Origin of the sequence: Candidatus Izemoplasma sp., assembly GCA_036172455.1 — a bacterium.
In the GTDB taxonomy this organism is placed as follows: domain Bacteria; phylum Bacillota_I; class Bacilli_A; order Izemoplasmatales; family Izemoplasmataceae; genus JAIPGF01.
The window spans coordinates 416,933-435,157 of record JAXKVY010000002.1; the positions used below are offsets into that span (position 1 = coordinate 416,933).

Sequence of the window (18,225 nt, forward strand, 5' to 3'; positions counted from 1 at the left end):
CTAATCTACCCTAAGATATATTGGTTTAATATTGATTCAAGCAATTCTTGTTTACCAGGTTCATTTGGTTCAAGTTCCTTTTTGTCCATAACATATGTTTCTAATTCTTTGAATCCAACTTCATTGTTTACAATTTTCTTACCAATACCTGCATTATATGACCGATAGCGTTGCGATAGATTATCTTCTAATACACCATCTTCATGTAGCTTAGCTGCGACACGCAATCCAGCAGCGTAGGTATCCATCCCGACAATATGAGCAATCATTAAATCTTCTTTAATGAATGATGGACGACGTACTTTTGCATCAAAATTAAGTCCTCCTGTTTTTAATCCACCCGCACGTAAAATTTCATACATTGTTAATGTTGTATCATAAATATTGGTCGGAAATTGATCGGTATCCCAACCTAACAGTAAATCTCCTTGATTGGCATCAACACTACCTAGCATATCATTGTCTGCGGCGAAACGTAACTCATGTTGCATGGTATGCATAGCTAAGGTCGCGTGGTTGGTTTCTATATTTAGTTTGAAGTGTTTATCTAAATCATATTTTCTTAAAAACGACACAACAGTTGCACCATCAAAATCATACTGGTGTTTTGTTGGTTCTTTTGGTTTCGGTTCGATATAGAATTGTCCATTAAATCCAATTTCTTTAGCATAATCAACTGCCATATGTAATAAGCGTGCAAAGTTGTCTTGTTCTAATTTCATATTGGTATTTAATAAAGTTTCATATCCTTCACGTCCGCCCCAAAACACATACCCTGCGCCACCTAAGCGATGAGTGATTTCCATAGCTTTTTTGATTTGCGCCGCGGCAAAGGCAAAAATATCTGCATTTGGACTCGTCCCTGCACCATTAACGTAGCGTGGGTTAGAAAACGCATTCGCTGTTCCCCATAACAGTTTAATGCCTGTACGCTTCATTTCTGATTCAATGAGATCTGCGATCTCATCAAGGTTTTTATTGGTTTCTTCTAATGTTTCTCCCTCAGGTGCTATATCGCGATCATGGAAACAAAAATACTCTAATCCAAGTTTTTCCATAAATTCAAATGCTACTTTAACGCGCGCTTTGGCTTGTTCCATACCACTAAGACCCTCATCCCATGGACGAATCATCGTACCCTCGCCGAATGGGTCTTCGCCCATCCCAGTAAACGTATGCCAATAAGCCATTGAGAATTTCAAATGATCTTTCATAGGTTTTCCTAAAATCTCTTCTTCAGGATTATAGAATTTGAAGGCAAACGGATTTAAACTTTTTGGTCCTTCATATTTAATTTTATCTACATTTTCAAAGTATTTCATGTCTTTTCTCCTTTTCACTTTTTATTTCTATTTGCTAATTTATTTTTTATACTTTATAATTTAAGTTGTAATTTGAAAGGGTGTGTTATAAATGAAAACCTCTAATTCGAAATCTATCAAAGCGGAAAACACGAAACTAGTTGTTGAAAAGCTTGTTGAATTAAAGGAAACTACACGAATTGAACTCGCACGATTAACGACATTAAATAAGGCGACAATATCATCTATCATACAAGGATTAATTAAAAAACAAATCGTGATTAAGACCGATAAAAGTATCAAAACAAGTGGCCGCAGCGCTAAGGTCATAGCCTTAAACAAGAATGCAGGACGTATTTTAAGTCTTGATCTCCAGACTACTCAGATTTACGGTGTTATAACCAATCTATATGGTGAAATGCTGTTTGAAATTAAGCACCCAATTTCAAATCCAAATTTCAGTCCTTATCTTGAAGAACTTTTAAAAACCATTGATGAATTAAAAGATAATACATTCGATTCTACCTACGGTATTATTGGAATCGGAATTGGTGTTTATGGTATTATCGATAAAAATCATCGTATTAAATTTGCTCCATTTACTTCTTGGAAAAATATTGAGCTTAAAACAATCATTGAAGACTATACTGGTCTTGATACCTATGTTGAAAATGAAGCAAATATCTCTGCTTTAGGTGAGAACACCGTATATCCTGATCACCATAATCTTATAACGCTCAATATCGGTGTTGGTGTCGGTATGGGCATAGTTATTAACAATACACTCTATACTGGTGAGGATGGTTTCGCCGGTGAAATTGGCCATACCATAATTCATCCAGGTGGTAATCCTTGTGTTTGTGGTAATAATGGATGCCTAGAAACCTATCTTAAAGATTCCGCAATTATTAATCGTTACCATCAATTAACAGGCGTCATTGTCGATTTAGATGAACTCATACAACGTTATAAACTCAAAGATCCTTATGCAATGAAAGTATATAGCGAGTTTATTGAAAACGTCAGTATTACAGTCAACAATATATCACAAATGCTTAATCCTAAAGCAATCATTATCAATAGTGTTATTGTCCAAAATATCTCAGAAAGTATTTCATTAATTAAAAACAATCTTCATTCTCAAATAATGAACTTAGACATTTTGACGACCTCAAAATACCGTGCAAAAACCAACGTCATCGGATTAGCCCATTTGCTTATTCAAGACTTTCTAAAAATCGACAATTACACACCACGAAATATTGCATAGAAATGAAAAAACGTTAACGCTTTCAAACATGGTTTATCACTTAAACTTAGTAATGTAAAGGCTTTTTTTGAGTTTTTTTAAATGATAAACTATGGCTATTTAAAGCGATAAATCAATTATTTTTATGATTTCAAATACTCTTTATAATTATTATACAAAAGCGTTATCCCTATCGATAAGCGCATTACGATAGTTTCATATTAAAATAAATTAAAAAAAGCAATTCTAAATTTTACTAAAGAATTGCTTTTAATATGACTTTTTTATTGATCATCCGGATGCACATTGAGTGTTGCGGAATCACTGATGTACTCACTACCATTGCGAATATATTTTAAAATCACGGTGTCACCAACACTTGAATTTAAAATGGCTTCTTTTAAATCATTAAAGTTATAAATGTATAAGAAGTCATCCATATCGGCTGTTTTATATCCAATAATCACATCACCATCTTCTAGTCCTGCTTCGTCCGCGGCGCCACCAGGCGCAATTGTAGCACAGACACCGTAGTCTAAGCCACAAGCATTAACTTGTGCATAGGTGCTAATACCTAAGTAAGGTCTTGTAATAATACCATCATCTTCTAAGTCTTCAATAATTCTTGCGACTGTATTAGATGGAATCGCAAATCCGATATTACTCACATTATCAGTGACAAGTTTCATATTATTAATACCTATTAACTCACCATTAATATTTACCAAAGCGCCTCCACTATTACCCGGGCTAATCGCCGCATCATGTTGTAAAAGGGTTGCATCAAAATCTCCATTTTGAACATATCTTGCTAGTCCACTAATGACTCCCATAGTTACGGTACCATAATACTCAAAACCAAGCGGATTTCCGATCGCAAATGCAAATTGACCAATTTCAACATCATAGCTATCAGCTAATGGTATCACCGGAAATTCTTCACTAGAGGTAAACGTTAAAACAGCTAAATCCGTAACCGGGTCCATACCCAAAATATTAATATTATCGTTTACTACTTCAAACAGTAATCCATTGCGTTCATACACAATGGTCAATGTATCATACTCAGCAACAACGTGTTCATTTGTTACAACATAATACATATTATCAATATGCTTATATACGACTCCACTGCCCGTTCCGTATCCCAATGAACTTTCATTAACAATCCCGACAACACCGTCGTGAATATCACCTATCATTGATTTAACAGAACTTTCAAATTCTTCAAGTGTGTAAGTCGTATTGGTTTCAGCTTCTGGTAATAATTCTTCAATTATTCCGATAAGTTCTTCTTCTGTATAAGCCGTGTCAATAACATCATCACCGGGGTCTTCATAAACTGGCACACAGGCAGATAATGATAAGACAAGGACTAGGATTATTACATATAAGTTTCTTTTCAACGTCATCACTCCTTAAGATTAAATAATGTCATCGCATTTTGCGTTGTTGTTTGTGCAATATCTTTAAACGACATATCGCGTAAATCTGCTATTTGTTCTGCAACAAGTTTCACGCGTGCCGGCTCATTCCGTTTACCACGATATGGATGTGGCGATAAATATGGGGAATCTGTCTCAACTAATAAACGATTAAGGGGTACCATCTTTGCGACTTCCTTTGGTGTTTTCGCATTTTTAAACGTTACTGGGCCCCCAAGCGATATATGCAAACCTAAATCGAGAAATTTATCAGCCATTTCAGCACTACCACTATAACAATGCATAACGCCTTTTATATGATCATACTCACTGAGTACATTATAGGTTGCTTCACTGGCATCTCGCATGTGAATAATCAACGGTTTATTTAGTTTTATAGAGCGCTTGATCTGTTCCTTGAACACTTCTACTTGATCATCGATATGATTATTGTCCCAATAAAAGTCAAGCCCGCACTCTCCTATACCAACGACTTTATCATGTGCTAAAAGTTCATCTAAAATAACAAAATCATTATCATTGATCTCTTTTGCAATAGTTGGATGAAATCCAACTGTCGCATAGATAAAATCATATTGTTCTGCTAAAGTAATCGCTTTTTCATTAGTTTTGTGATCAAAACCAATGACAATCAATTTTTCTACGCCTGCTGCTTGTGCACGTTCAATAATCGCTGCTTCTTTTCCATCAAATTCATCTGCGTTTAAATGTACGTGTGTATCTATTAACATTATTATCACCTATGAACATTATAACAAATATTCCATAAAAAGATATGGAATTTACGTGAAAAAAAGAGACCGAAGTCTCTTTTTAAATGTATGAATTATAATTATTCAATAATTTTACTTACGTTTCCAGCACCAACTGTGCGTCCACCTTCACGGATTGAGAACTTAGTACCTTGTTCTAAAGCGATTGGGTGAATTAAGTCTACAACCATTGTTACGTCGTCACCAGGCATAACCATTTCAACACCTTCAGGTAATTCAATAACACCAGTTACGTCAGTTGTTCTGAAGTAGAATTGTGGACGATAGTTACTGAAGAATGGTGTATGACGTCCACCTTCTTCTTTACTTAATACGTAAACTTGACCTTCAAACTTAGTATGTGGTGTTACACTACCAGGTTTAGCGACTACTTGACCACGTTGGATGTCTTCACGGTTAACACCACGAAGTAAGACACCAATGTTGTCTCCAGCTTCTGCTTGGTCTAATAATTTACGGAACATTTCAACACCTGTTACAACTGATTTAGTTGTATCTTTAATACCTACGATTTCAACAGCATCTCCAACTTTAACAGTTCCACGGTCTACACGACCAGTAGCTACTGTTCCACGTCCAGTAATACTGAATACATCTTCAACAGGCATCATGAATGGTTTATCTGTTTCACGAACAGGATCTTCGAAGTACTCATCAACCTGTTCCATTAATTCGATGATTTTTTCTTCGTGTTCTTCGTCTCCTTCAAGAGCTTTTAATGCAGATCCCATTACAACAGGAATGTCGTCTCCAGGGAAATCGTACTCGTCTAATAATTCACGGATTTCCATTTCAACTAATTCTAATAATTCTTCATCATCAACCATATCAGTTTTATTCATGAATACGATTAATTTAGGTACACCAACTTGGCGAGCAAGTAAGATATGTTCACGTGTTTGAGGCATAGCTCCATCTGCAGCAGATACAACTAAGATAGCCCCGTCCATTTGTGCAGCACCAGTGATCATGTTTTTAACATAATCGGCATGCCCTGGACAGTCAACGTGTGCATAGTGACGCTTGTCAGTAGAGTACTCGATGTGTGCACTATTGATTGTAATTCCTCTTTCACGTTCCTCTGGAGCGTTGTCAATTGAAGCGTAATCTGACGCTTTTGTATCTCCGATTCCTCTTTTTGATAATACAGTTGCGATAGCAGCTGTTAATGTAGTTTTTCCATGGTCTACGTGTCCAACTGTACCGATATTCATATGCGGTTTATTGCGGACAAATTTTTCTTTAGCCATTTTACAGTTTCCTCCTTATTTTTTCTTGAATAGAATTGTTATTTTCCAAAGTTATTTTATCGCATTATCAACGATAATGCAAGTTTTAAGTCAATTAACCGTTACGCTTTTCAACAACTTCTTCAGCAATTGACTTTGGACATGGCGCATAATGCGAGAATTGCATTGTATAGTTTCCACGACCCTGTGTATTAGAACGCAAACTAGTTGCGTAACCAAACATTTCTGCGAGTGGGACTTTAGATCGGATTTGTTGTGCATTTCCACGTTTCTCTTGTCCCTCGATTTGACCACGACGGGATGTAATGTCACCTATAACGTTCCCCATATATTCTTCAGGAACAATAACATCTACACTCATCATTGGTTCTAATAAAATTGCTTTTGATGCATCTTTGGCTTTTTTAAGCGCCATATTAGCGGCTACTTTAAAGGCCATCTCACTCGAGTCAACATCATGGTATGATCCATCAAATAATGTCGCTTTGATGTCGATTAATGGATATCCTGCTAAGACACCACCTTCAAGTGACTCCTGCAATCCCTTATCGACAACTGGAATATATTCTCTAGGAACTTTACCGCCAACAATTTTATCGACAAATTCGTAACCTTTTTCAGGGTTTGGTTCAAACTTGATCCAAACGTGTCCATATTGTCCACGTCCACCTGACTGACGTACGAATTTCCCTTCAACTTCTGCTTCTTTCGTGAATGTTTCACGATAACTAACCTGAGGTGCTCCAACTTGAGCTTCTACTTTGAATTCACGTTTCATACGATCAACAATGATATCTAAGTGTAATTCACCCATACCAGCGATAATCGTTTGTCCTGTTTCATCATCAGTATATGTTCTAAATGTTGGATCTTCTTCAGCTAATTTATTTAAGGCAACACCCATTTTATCTTGATCGGCGCGACTATTTGGTTCAATCGCAACACTGATAACAGGTTCTGGGAATACCATCTTTTCTAAGATGATATGTGAATCAGTTGAACATAATGTATCTCCTGTAGACGTATCTTTAAGTCCGACAGCAGCAGCAATATCTCCTGCATATACTTGTTCAATTTCATCACGGCTGTTGGCATGCATTTGTAATAAACGCCCAACACGTTCTTTATTTCCTTTAGTGGCATTACGAATGTAAGATCCTTTATTTAGAACTCCTGAATACACTCGGAAGAATGTTAATTTCCCGACATATGGATCAGTTGCTACTTTGAAGGCAAGTGCTGCAAATTCAGCATCGTCATCCGCTTTAATGCGAATCTCTTCTTCATCAGCATCTATTCCTTTAATTGGAGGGACATCTGTTGGTGCTGGTAAGTAATCTAACACGGCATCAAGTAATAACTTAACCCCCATGTTTTTATATGCACTACCACACATTACTGGAAAGAATTTAACATCAAGTGTCGCTTGACGAATCGCTGATTTTAATAAGTCAGCATCAATATCTTCACCTTCTAAATACATCATCATGATATCTTCATTGAAATCAGCAAGTTTTTCAATTAATAATTCACGACGTTCAGTAACCGTGTCCTCTAAATCTGCAGGAATATCTATTTCCTTTGCTTCTTCTAAATAATGTCCATCAAACTCATAAGCTTTCATTTCAACAAGATCGATAATCCCATTAAAATCATTTTCTGCACCAATTGGCCATTGAATCGCAGCGGCATTTGCCCCTAAACGATCCCCAACTGATTTAACACTAAAGGCAAAGTCTGCCCCTGTTTTATCCATTTTGTTGGCGAAGATGATCCGTGGTACACGGTAATCATTTGCTTGTCGCCAAACAGTTTCAGTTTGTGGTTCAACACCAGCTTGTGCATCAAGTAACGCAACACTACCATCTAATACTCGTAGTGAACGAGAGACTTCAACTGTGAAGTCGACGTGACCAGGGGTATCAATGATATTAATACGATGATTTTTCCATTCTGCTGTTGTTGCCGCAGATGTTATCGTGATTCCACGTTCTTGTTCTTGTTCCATCCAGTCCATTTGTGATGCACCATCATGTGTTTCACCAATTTTATGAATACGTCCTGTGTGGAATAAAATACGTTCAGTAGCCGTTGTTTTTCCAGCATCAATATGCGCCATAATTCCGATATTTCTGGTGTGACTTAATTTGTACTTACGTGCCATACTGATATCTCCTTTCTACCAACGGTAATGAGCGAACGCTTTATTTGCTTCAGCCATTCTATGAACGTCTTCTTTTTTCTTAACAGACGCACCTGTTCCTTGACTGGCATCAATAATTTCCTTCGCTAGCCTTTCTTCCATTGTTTTTTCATTTCTTAATCTTGAATATTGCGTTAACCATCTAAGTCCTAATGTATATTTACGCTCATTTCTTACTTCAGATGGTACTTGATAGTTTTGCCCACCAATACGTCTTGAACGTACTTCGAATGTCGGCATAATATTGTTTAATGCTTCTTCAAACACCTCAATTGGTGGTTGATTTGTCACTTCTTCTACGCGCTTAAATGCTGCATAAAGAATTTTTTGAGCTGTTCCTCTTTTACCATCCAACATAATATTATTAATTAACTTAGTAACTAATTTAGAATTATACAGTGGATCAGGTAAGACATCTCTTTTCGATATATGACCTTTACGAGGCATACTAGTCTCCTCCTTTCAAACTAATTGATATTTATGGTTTTTTAGTTCCGTATTTTGAACGTCCTTGACGGCGTCCTTCAACACCAGTTGTATCGAGTGTTCCACGTACGATATGATATCGTACACCAGGTAAATCTTTTACCCGTCCACCACGAATTAATACAACACTATGTTCTTGTAATTTATGTCCTATTCCAGGAATATATGCTGTTACTTCAATCCCATTTGTTAAACGCACACGCGCATACTTACGTAACGCAGAGTTAGGTTTTTTTGGTGTCATCGTTGCAACACGTGTACATACCCCACGTTTTTGTGGGCTGTTCACTTTTGAGTACTCTTTTTTGATTGAGTTCCAACTGATACCTAAATGAGGTGATTTTGTTTTTTTAGTTTTTGATTCTCTACCTTTTCTTACTAACTGATTAATCGTTGGCATATTGGTTCCTCCTCTCATGTTTATGTCCACGCATCCAGGTGGTTCACTTTTTTCATAAAAACTAGGGCTTATAAGGATAAACCCTGATGTTTTTTCATTTAATAGCGTATATATTATATCTCACACATGCAGGTGTGTCAACCCTAAACAGTATTTTTTTTAAAATTTCTAAAATATCGCTATATTGCGTTGTTTTCTTAATCCAAATTTGAAGCGCAACGTAGCGTTGCGTAATGACAACAAATCGGTTATTGTTAAATACTGTATCATAAGTTGCAATATAAAAGATAACTATAATTAAAAAGGGGATGACTTTGAATAACATAGGACGCCCTATTCAATCATTACGACAACATCGACACATGACTCAAGACCAACTTGCGAGTGAAATTGGTGTATCACGACAAGCCATATCTAAGTGGGAGCAGGGCGATGGATTACCTGATCTTCATAACGTTCAAGCACTTGCCAATGTTTTAGACATTAGCGTTGATACCTTACTCAATCATCAATCAACTAGTTCGTTACCTAGTAGTGGTAACAGCTTTTCCACCCATTCAACAAACAATATGTCTGGTAATTTTTAAAAAAAACTACTCTACAAAGCCAAACACACAACTAACTCTGAAGAAGCAAGGAAAATTAAAAAAATCTTATCGCTTGCTGGTGGTATTGGTGTCGTTGTTGGCATATCAATGATTCTTTTTGGATTTATTGGATTTGGTAAAGGGGCATTCGACAGTGTAAATAACTTTGGTAATGATACTTATCATCAGTTTCCGACAAGTCCAACTGATTCGTTTAATCCAACAATTACGGAACCAGAGATGTTTAACCCTCTACCCCACATCATTGTCTTTATGTTAGGTGGTGTGATTACCGGAATAAGTAGTTATGTACTATATGCTGGTTTAGCAATTGTGGTGACGGGTGTTGCCTCAAATTACTTAGATGACCGTCCAAAATGCCCACAATGCGGCGATGAAGTAGACTCTGATGAAAACGTCTGTTCATCATGTGGTGCTAAATTAGATAGCGTCAAAGCTAAAACCTGTGACTGTGGCAAAGTGAATCAACCAAGTGATGTCTATTGTCGTGAGTGTGGTGCTATATTAAGCTAATCAAAAGCGTTTATTCTAGTCGAATAAACGCTACTTTTATTAAATGGTGCCGCATGTAGGATTTGAACCTACGACCTCTACCTTACCATGGTATTGCTCTACCGGGCTGAGCTAAAGCGGCGATGCATGCAAAATATATTATACCATAAACTTGCCTCGTGACAAGTCTTTTAAATACATTTTTAATAAAAATAATGCCACACAGCGTTAAGCGCTATGTGGCATCTTCTATAACTTAAAAATTAAAATCTGATGTATCAAATGGTTGGTCTTCTAAGGCTGACTCCTCTTCGACTTCTGGTTTCTCATAATCAAATGCAGTATCTCTTAGAATACCTGTACCAGCAGGAATTAGTCCACCGATGATGACATTCTCTTTTAATCCGAGTAAGTCATCTGTTTTTGCACGAATTGCCGCATCAGTTAAGACACGTGTTGTCTCTTGGAAACTTGCTGCACTTAAGAACGATTCGCTACGTAAACTTGCTCGGGTAATCCCGAGTAACGCAGGACGTCCAATCGCAGGTGATTTTCCTTCAATTAAGACATTGCGGTTGGCTTCTTTAAATTCTCTAATTGATACTTGGTCCCCTGGTAACAACATTGTGTCACCCTCTAAGATAACGTTGATACGACGCATCATTTGGTGAATAATAACCTCAATATGTTTATCTGAGATTTCAATGTTTTGGGCACGGTATACTTTTTGTACTTCTTTTAATAGATATTGTTGTACTGTTTCAGCATCTGTCGCTTTTAACAGTTGTTTTGGATCAATACTACCTTCCGTTAATTTTTGGCCAGCATATAATGCTTCACCTTCATTAACGCTAACACTGTCTCCAGTATTGGTCATATATTCAATTTCTTGGTTGTCATTTGCCACAACGACTTTTGTGCGACCGTTGACAATTTCCTTTGATTTTACAACACCATTGATTTCACTAATGATCGCTTTACCTTTTGGTGTTCTTGCCTCAAATAATTCTTGAATACGCGGTAGACCTTGGGTAATATCGGCACCGGCAACACCTCCCGTATGGAAAGTACGCATGGTTAACTGTGTTCCTGGTTCACCAATTGATTGCGCTGCGATGGTTCCAATACTTTCTCCAACTTCAACTTGTTCTCCGGTTGATAAGTTTTGACCATAACATTTTTTACAGACACCACGCTCACTTGCACAGGTTAAGACGCTTCTAATACGTAATTCTGAAATCCCTGCATGAATAATTCTACGGGCAATTTCCTCAGTAATATATTCATTTTTATTCACAAGGATTTCACCTGTATCAGGATCAGAGCGTGTTTCCGAAGAAAAGCGGCCAACTAAACGATCAATAAATGGTACAATCAAGTCCATTTCAATGACCATACCATCGGCTGGTGTGTCATAATAAATAGCGACACTATTGATATTTGCACGAATCATTTCATCGGCAATATCAGGTGTAATGATGGTATCTTGTTCAACGATTACATCACGTGTTCTACTGTGATAAACCGTATTTCTAGCGTAGCGGTTAACAATCTTATTTTTAAAGTCTTGTTTACCGTGTGTATCAGAAATCGCGAAGACTTCTGTTCCACGATCAGTACCACAGTCTTCTTCTGTCACAACTAAGTCCTGACTAACATCTACAAGGCGACGTGTTAAGTAACCGGAATCGGCTGTTTTGAGTGCGGTATCGGTTGATCCTTTACGCGCACCATGTGTCGAGATAAAGAACTCTGACATCGTTAATCCTTCAATAAATGAAGACTTAACAGGTAACTCGATTGTTGATTTAATACCGGCACGGATATTGTATGCCTTGTTTAATCCCTCACGCTTGGTATTCGCCATACTACCACGAATTCCGGCTAACTGCGTAAAGTTAGAGGCATTACCACGTGCACCTGAGTCACTCATCATGAAGATGTGATTGTCATTGGTAAGTTCTTCCATTAATCCTTTTTGGATTCTATTTTTAACGGCTGCCCATTCTTTAATAACGAGTTTATAACGTTCATAGTCTGTGAGTAGTCCGTTATGGTATTGTTCATATAAGTAATCAACTTTCGCTTGCGCTTTGTCAATTTCTTCTTTCTTATGTGAATACACTTGAACATCACTCGCACTAACGGTAATACCCGCTTGTGTTGAGTATTTAAATCCTAAGTTTTTCAGTTTATCTAACATTTTTGATGTCTCATTTATCTTAAAGACTAAGAATACTTCAGAAATGATATTAGATAAAAATCCTTTTTTAAATGGAGGCACTAGCGCTTGTGATGCGATATGCTCTTTAACATTCGTTCCCATTGGGACAAAGTAACGATCCGGTGTATGGTAACGTTCTTCACCAGTTTCTGTGTTTACTTGTTTTTGTAAGTTTTCAAGTGTTGGTTCATTTAAATAAGCAAATTCTTTCGGTAAAATTGAGTTAAATGTTAATTTACCAAATGTTGTGATGAGGTATCCATTACGTTGTTCTTCGGTAATTGGTGCGTTTCCTAAAGCACTTCCTTTTAATGCAATACGGCTATGTAAAGTGATCATGTTGTTTTCGTATGCTAAGGCTGCTTCATCATAATCACTAAAGACGCGTCCTTCACCTTTCTCACCAGCTTTTTCTAGGGTAAGGTAATAATTTCCAAGTACCATATCCTGTGATGGTGTAACAATTGGTTTTCCATCTTTTGGATTTAAGATATTGTTTGAGGCAAGCATAAGCACACGTGCTTCTGCTTGTGCTTCTTCACTTAAAGGAACATGGACTGCCATCTGGTCACCATCAAAATCGGCATTAAAAGCAGTGGTTACTAATGGGTGAAGACGGATTGCTTTCCCTTCCACAAGTTTTGGTTCAAACGCTTGAATCCCTAATCTATGTAACGTTGGTGCACGGTTTAACATGACTGGATGTTCTTTAATAACATCTTCTAATACGTTCCACACATCTGGGTTCTCAACTTTATCAACAGCTTTTTTAGCAGCTTTAATGTTAGTCGCAATTTCGCGTGCTATTAACTCTTTAATAACAAATGGTTTAAAGAGGTTTAAGGCCATTTCTTTTGGTAATCCACATTGATACATTTCTAAATCTGGTCCAACAACGATAACACTACGACCTGAGTAATCAACACGTTTACCGAGTAAGTTTTGACGGAAACGTCCTTGTTTACCACGGAGTAAGTCACTCAATGATTTTAATGGACGATTCTTTTCAACGACTTTACGACCACGTTTCGAGTTATCAATTAAGGCATCGACACTTTCTTGAAGCATCCGTTTCTCATTTTTAGTAATTAAGTGTGGTGCGCCTTGTTCAAATTGACGTTTTAAACGATTATTACGGTTTAAAATACGACGATATAAATCATTTAAATCGGTTGTTGCGAAACGTCCACCATCAAGTTGTACCATCGGACGTAAATCTGGTGGTATAACCGGTAAAACTTCTAAAACCATCCATTCTGGTTTATTATCAGAATTCAAGAAGGCTTCTACAACGTTTAATCGTTTAATGATTTTTTTACGTTTTTGTTTTGATGCACTACTTAAGTTTTTACGTAAGATTAAACTTTCTCGTTCAAGATCTAGTTTTTTAAGTAAGTATTTAACAGCTTCAGCACCACTTAAGGCTTTGAAGCGACTACCGTATTCCATATATTTCATTGAATATTCGGCTTCACTTAAGATTTGCTTATATTGTAAGTCGGTATCGCCTGGATCTACAACAATGTATGATGCCAGGTAAACAACTTGTTCTAAATTCTTTGTTTTTAAATCAAGCAAAGTTGCCAAGCGAGATGGGGTATTGCGTAAATACCATGTATGTACAACTGGCGCAGCTAATTCAATATGACCCATACGTTCACGACGTACTTTGCTTTCTGTGATTTCAACACCACATTGAGGACATTTTTTCCCAACATGGCTTGTGCGTTTTGATTTATTATTACATGCACATTGGTAGTCTTTGGTTGGTCCAAAGATAATTTCACAGAATAATCCATCTTTTTCTGGCTTTAACGTCCGGTAATTGATTGTTTCATGTTTTTTTACTTCTCCGAAAGACCATCCACGAATCTCTTCTGGAGATGCCAAACGAATTTTATAATGCGTAAATTTTTGACTCATCAAATCACCCTACTTTCTACGACTGAAAACCATATTTTGAAATATAGTCTTCACTGTCTTCGTTGACCAAACTCTTATTTGCTTCATTCACACCAGTTTCTTTATTGATTAACTCAACATAAATACCTAGTGATTGTAATTCACGTGTTAAGACACGGAAACTTTCTGGTAAGCTTGGGTTTGGTATGCTTTTGCCATCGACAATAGCTCTAAAGACTTTATTACGACCGATGATATCATCTGACTTCACAGTCAACATTTCTTGTAATGCATATGCTGCACCGTATGCTTCAAGTGCCCATACTTCCATTTCTCCGAAACGTTGTCCACCATTTTGTGCTTTACCACCCATAGGTTGTTGGGTAACGAGCGTGTATGGTCCAACACTTCTTGCATGTAATTTATCGTCAACCATGTGGTCTAATTTAATCATGTACATAACACCAACACTAATTGGGTTATCGTATGGTTCACCGGTTTGACCTGAATAAAGGGTTACTTTTCCATCATTGCGCATACCAGCTTCAGCCATGATATCTTGTAATTCTTCAATTTCAATACCATCAAATACTGGTGTAGCGACATGAATACCTAACCGTTTTGCGGCCATCCCTAAATGAATCTCAAGAACCTGTCCGATATTCATACGTGATGGTACCCCAAGTGGATTTAACATAATATCTACTGGTGTTCCATCTTCCATATATGGCATATCTTCAATCGGTAATATTTTAGAGATAACCCCTTTATTACCATGTCGTCCAGCCATTTTGTCTCCTTCAGAAATCTTACGCTTCTGAACGATGAATACACGAACAACCTCATTTACACCTGGTGGCAACTCATCACCGTTTGCACGACTGAAGTATTTAACATCTTGGACGATTCCGCCCCCACCATGTGGTACTTTTAATGATGTATCGCGTACTTCGCGTGATTTTTCACCGAAGATTGCGAGTAATAATTTATCTTCTGGGGTTGGATCTGTAACACCTTTTGGTGTCACTTTACCAACTAAGATATCCCCTTCAAATACTTCTGCTCCTGGAATAATGATTCCATTTTGGTCTAAGTATTTGCGTCCTTCTTCACTTACATGAGGAATTTCACGTGTGATTTCTTCTTTACCTAATTTTGTATCTCTAGCTTCTAATTCATATTTCTCGATATGGACAGACGTATACACATCTTCTTTAACTAAGCGTTCACTTAAGATAACAGCATCCTCATAGTTATATCCATTCCATGTCATAAAGGCAACGGTAACATTCCGCCCTAATGCCATTTCGCCATCTTCCATTGATGGACCATCAGTAATGGTCATACCTTTGTAAATTTCATCACCGAGTGAGACAATTGGTTTTTGATTAATGCATGTTCCTTGATTACTACGTTGGAACTTATATAAATCATATACATCAATTTCACCATCTTCGCGACGAATTTTAATGGTTCTAGCATCGACATAATCAACAACACCAGCGTTCAGTGCAACAAGTGCACTACCACTATCGTGCGCAGCTTTATATTCAATACCAGTACCAACGAATGGTGCTTCTGGAATTAATAATGGGATTGCCTGACGTTGCATGTTCGCACCCATTAAGGCACGGTTCGCATCATCGTGTTCCAAGAATGGAATACATGCTGTTGAGATACTAACAATCTGTTTTGGTGAAACATCCATTAATTCAATGTTTTCACGTGGGTGCATCTTCGTCTCACCTTGGTATCTTGCAACAACTTGATCATCGATGAGTTCACGATCATCATTTACTGCCGCATTTCCTTGGGCAATAATATAACGTTCTTCAACATCAGCTGATAAGTAAATCATCTGGTCAGTAACGTATGATGTTCCATCTTCTTGTTGTTCTACAATTAAATACGGTGTTTCCATAAATCCATATTTGTTTACTTTAACATATGATGCCAAACTATTAATTAATCCAATGTTTTGACCCTCAGGTGTTTCAATTGGACAAATACGTCCGTAATGAGAGTTGTGAACATCTCGGACTTCAAATCCAGCACGATCACGGGTTAAACCACCAGGACCAAGCGCTGAAATACGACGTTTATGTGTTAATTCGTCTAACGGATTTGTTTGCGCCATAAATTGTGATAACTGACTGCTTCCAAAGAATTCTTTTAAGCTTGATGTTAGCGGTCTAATATTAATAAGTTTTTGTGGTGTAATCTCATCGGGTTCTTTCGTACTCATGCGATCCTTAACATTTTTTTCCATTTTAGTCAGACCGATACGGAATTGATTTTTCAATAATTCACCAATTAAACGTAAGCGTCTATTTCCTAAATGGTCAATGTCATCAAGTGATCCTACACCCTCAAATAAGTTTAAGTAGTATGAGATACTTGCAAGGATATCTGAAGGGACAATGTGTACAGCATCTTCAAATGAATTGTTCCCAATGACTTTAACGATTTTTTCATTATCGTCTTCATCTTTAGTCACAACATTCAATATTTGAATTTCAGCTAATTCTAAGTAAATATTATCATTATCAAGAACATCTTCGTACCCTTGTTTTAATTCTTTCACATAAGTTTTCCCAAACTCTTCAGTTAACATTTTTTCTGTTTGGCCAATGTGTTTTAAGTATGCTTTATAATAACTTTTCGCATTTTGATAACTTTGATGACGAATCTCATGTAATAATTCTTCATCCGTCATGAAGTCAAATAACTTAACTTCATTGACTTCCGCAGAACGGAAAATATCAAGTTGTGTCAAAAAGTCATATTCTATATCATTAGATAATACACCCGGTACAGTTTGTGTAATTAAATGACGGTATTCTTTTAATGATTCTGCCATCTTACGTGTCACTAAGGTATTCTTCTCAACAATGATTTCACCCGTATCTGGATCAACAAAATCATCAGCAAGTTTATTACCTATAACACGTTCAAAAACATCAAGTTTTTGATTGACTTTGAAACGTCCAACTTCCGCTAAGTCATAGCGTTTTGGATCAAACAAGCGTCCTTTTAAGAACGTAATTGCTCCTTCAATCGTTGATGTTTCACCTTGACGTAATTTTGAGTATACTTCTTTAATCGCTTCATGGCTTGTCGTTGTTGAATCTTTACCAAGGGTGTTCAGTAAAAATTCGGTTTCACCATAAATGTCTAATATTTGCTCATTATTGATAAATCCAACAGCGCGTAAAATAGTGGTCAATGGAATTTTTTTACTGCGATCAAGTTTGACATATAAGATGTCTTTTGATCCCATTTCAAATTCTAACCATGCACCACGGGTTGGAATCACCTGTCCAACAAACTTACTTTTCAGTGTTTTCTTATCAATGTTTTCACTAAAAAACACACCAGCACTACGCACGATTTGTGATACTATGACACGTTCACTACCATTAATAATAAATGAACCATTTGGTGTCATCATTGGAAAATCGCCCATAAAGATGCGTTGTTCTTTGACTTCACCAGTTTCTTTATTCTCTAATCTTACGTTGACTCTTAGTGGACGAGAATACGTCATATCCTTATCGCGTGATTCACTGATGTTATATTTAGGTTGATCAAATATAAAATCACCGAAAAACAAACTAATGTTTTCTATAAAGTTTTGGATTGGTGAGATATCTCTAAATAGTTCTTTAAGACCTTGTTGAATGAACCAATCAAATGACTCCGTTTGGACACGGATCAAGTCTGGTAATTCAACATTTGTTTTGACTTTCGAGTAATTTCTTCGCTGTCTTTTTTTACCATATTGAATTAATTTATAACTCACTAACTTTCACCCCATTTAAAAAGTAAAAAATGTCTATATACGCAAAAAAGCGCGCGTTATCGCAATTTAATATATTATCACACTATCGTC

The 18,225-nt window shown here is 36.9% G+C and carries 11 protein-coding genes, 1 tRNA gene and 1 pseudogene; 3 read left to right on the forward strand and 10 right to left on the reverse strand.

The window, feature by feature from the left end; all coding sequences use genetic code 11:
* Nucleotides 1-5: 5 nt before the first annotated feature.
* Nucleotides 6-1,322: a xylose isomerase gene (gene xylA / locus UMR38_04685; GenBank protein MEC9485151.1), complete on the reverse strand. Its 1,317-nt coding sequence runs from the start codon at nt 1,320-1,322 to the stop codon at nt 6-8.
* A 91-nt stretch (nt 1,323-1,413) separates the two neighbouring features.
* On the opposite strand from xylA, the gene UMR38_04690 reads away from it, so the two are divergent.
* Complete coding sequence (locus tag UMR38_04690) at nt 1,414-2,571, forward strand: ROK family protein (GenBank protein MEC9485152.1); 1,158 nt, start codon at nt 1,414-1,416, stop codon at nt 2,569-2,571.
* 263 nt (nt 2,572-2,834) lie between these two features.
* On the opposite strand, the gene UMR38_04695 is transcribed toward UMR38_04690, so the two are convergent.
* From UMR38_04695 to rpsL, 6 genes are all read right to left on the reverse strand, one after another.
* Nucleotides 2,835-3,956 carry a trypsin-like peptidase domain-containing protein gene (locus UMR38_04695; GenBank protein ID MEC9485153.1) on the reverse strand — a complete coding sequence of 374 codons (1,122 nt, stop codon included), beginning with the start codon at nt 3,954-3,956 and terminating at the stop codon, nt 2,835-2,837.
* Nucleotides 3,957-3,961: 5 nt separating this feature from the next.
* On the reverse strand, nt 3,962-4,726 hold the full coding sequence (locus tag UMR38_04700) for a TatD family hydrolase (protein MEC9485154.1): 765 nt from the start codon (nt 4,724-4,726) through the stop codon (nt 3,962-3,964).
* A 101-nt stretch (nt 4,727-4,827) separates the two neighbouring features.
* Nucleotides 4,828-6,018 carry an elongation factor Tu gene (gene tuf / locus UMR38_04705; protein MEC9485155.1) on the reverse strand — a complete coding sequence of 397 codons (1,191 nt, stop codon included), beginning with the start codon at nt 6,016-6,018 and terminating at the stop codon, nt 4,828-4,830.
* 94 nt (nt 6,019-6,112) lie between these two features.
* Nucleotides 6,113-8,182 carry an elongation factor G gene (fusA, locus tag UMR38_04710; protein ID MEC9485156.1) on the reverse strand — a complete coding sequence of 690 codons (2,070 nt, stop codon included), beginning with the start codon at nt 8,180-8,182 and terminating at the stop codon, nt 6,113-6,115.
* A gap of 15 nt (nt 8,183-8,197) precedes the next feature.
* Nucleotides 8,198-8,668, reverse strand: a complete 471-nt coding sequence (gene rpsG, locus UMR38_04715; protein ID MEC9485157.1) for a 30S ribosomal protein S7 — start codon at nt 8,666-8,668, stop codon at nt 8,198-8,200.
* A gap of 31 nt (nt 8,669-8,699) precedes the next feature.
* Entirely contained in the window at nt 8,700-9,107 is a 408-nt protein-coding gene (rpsL, locus tag UMR38_04720) for a 30S ribosomal protein S12 (protein MEC9485158.1), read from the reverse strand.
* A gap of 314 nt (nt 9,108-9,421) precedes the next feature.
* Here rpsL and UMR38_04725 point away from each other — a divergent pair, with 314 nt between their 5' ends.
* On the forward strand, nt 9,422-9,694 hold the full coding sequence (locus UMR38_04725; protein MEC9485159.1) for a helix-turn-helix transcriptional regulator: 273 nt from the start codon (nt 9,422-9,424) through the stop codon (nt 9,692-9,694).
* A gap of 108 nt (nt 9,695-9,802) precedes the next feature.
* Nucleotides 9,803-10,228, forward strand: coding sequence for a zinc ribbon domain-containing protein (locus tag UMR38_04730; GenBank protein ID MEC9485160.1), 426 nt, complete (start codon nt 9,803-9,805; stop codon nt 10,226-10,228).
* Between the two features lie 44 nt (nt 10,229-10,272).
* Here the strand turns inward: UMR38_04730 and UMR38_04735 are convergent.
* From UMR38_04735 to UMR38_04745, 3 genes and pseudogenes are all read right to left on the reverse strand, one after another.
* A tRNA-Thr gene (locus UMR38_04735) sits at nt 10,273-10,349 on the reverse strand.
* Nucleotides 10,350-10,721: 372 nt separating this feature from the next.
* A pseudogene (gene rpoC / locus UMR38_04740) lies at nt 10,722-14,354 on the reverse strand (DNA-directed RNA polymerase subunit beta').
* Nucleotides 14,355-14,370: 16 nt separating this feature from the next.
* Nucleotides 14,371-18,135 carry a DNA-directed RNA polymerase subunit beta gene (locus tag UMR38_04745; protein ID MEC9485161.1) on the reverse strand — a complete coding sequence of 1,255 codons (3,765 nt, stop codon included), beginning with the start codon at nt 18,133-18,135 and terminating at the stop codon, nt 14,371-14,373.
* Between the last annotated feature and the right edge of the window lie 90 nt (nt 18,136-18,225).